We start from the raw sequence: 1,068 nt of genomic DNA, 5'->3' as shown, positions 1-1,068 counted from the left end.
TTCTTAAATGTAGGTTTTGGCTCAATTCGCACAGGTGTTTTTAATATTGCGGACATGGTAATAATGGCAGGAATGCTGATGTTTATACTATCGCAAAATAAAGCTGAATCTGCCAAGTAACTGGCTTATAACAAGGCAATCAAGGTGACCCGTTACACTCGGCGGTTTTTGTATGAAGTTCGGTGCGCTTTGCAGGTTTAGCGTGGGGCACCTTATTGCAGGCGTTATGGCGCAGGGGCGTACAGGCAACGTTGCTGTCGTTTTATTGCCGGCGGGTCGTGCTTAGTTGCTAGTGAATCTCAGTTTTCCAGCTCTGTTATGGTGATGGTAGTTCTCAAGGAAAATAGACAATTGTGGTTTCTGTACGCAACCGCTCGATTGTCGTTATTAGATGGCTTTTTCACTAAACCAATTGGCTCCTGCATTCACCTGAACCTTTCTTCATTTTTATCGGGTCGAGGCTTAGCAGCTAGTAAGCCGTTGTTTTCCAATTCTGTTATGGTTCTGGGTGTTTACAATAGAAATAATCATTGTTGGTTCCAGTCCGCAGCACGCTCGATTGTCGTTTAGTATTCGCTGCTTTTCTTCCTTAAGCACTGATTCACACTGATAGAAGAGAGCGGTCCGTTCTTCTTCCGAATAAACCCTGCTCAAATCCTCATCAAAAGGCTCAGGTTTCAGTTATAGCTAACTGAAATAAATCACAAAACTGCGATCTCTCAACTTTCTGTTTACTCAGTGATGTATGATGCATGAATCATATGGCAGGTAAATAATTCTGTTTGGCGGTAGCGTGCCTGATGCTTGTATTGGGCCCGTCAAGCGCGCCATAACAAAGGTATCAAGGTGACGCGTTTGACTCGGCAGTTTTGGTTTGGAGTTTAGTGGATTTGGTGAGTTCATCGTGGCGCACCTTATCCCAGGCGTTATGCACCTTAGAGCCAAGTTCATCGATGGTAGAATGTTCATCGTACATTTCCACGATTTCTCAGGCTATTCGTTTAGCGAAAGGCTGCCTGAAAGTTCAGAGAACAGCAGGTTGTCGTTTTCTTTGTCGCCTTTTACCCT

General features: G+C 44.3%; 1 protein-coding gene. It reads left to right on the top strand.

Annotated features, from left to right (window positions below; genetic code table 11):
* Nucleotides 1–874: 874 nt before the first annotated feature.
* Nucleotides 875–1,068: hypothetical protein (locus EDI28_RS27435; protein ID WP_233353522.1), on the top strand; the 194-nt coding region annotated here is incomplete at its 3' end.

It is taken from the genome of Photobacterium chitinilyticum (genome assembly GCF_004104355.1).
In the GTDB taxonomy this organism is placed as follows: Bacteria; Pseudomonadota; Gammaproteobacteria; order Enterobacterales; family Vibrionaceae; genus Photobacterium; species Photobacterium chitinilyticum.
The sequence above is the reverse complement of the archived record's forward strand: the minus strand, read 5'-3'. Positions and strand labels throughout refer to the sequence as shown.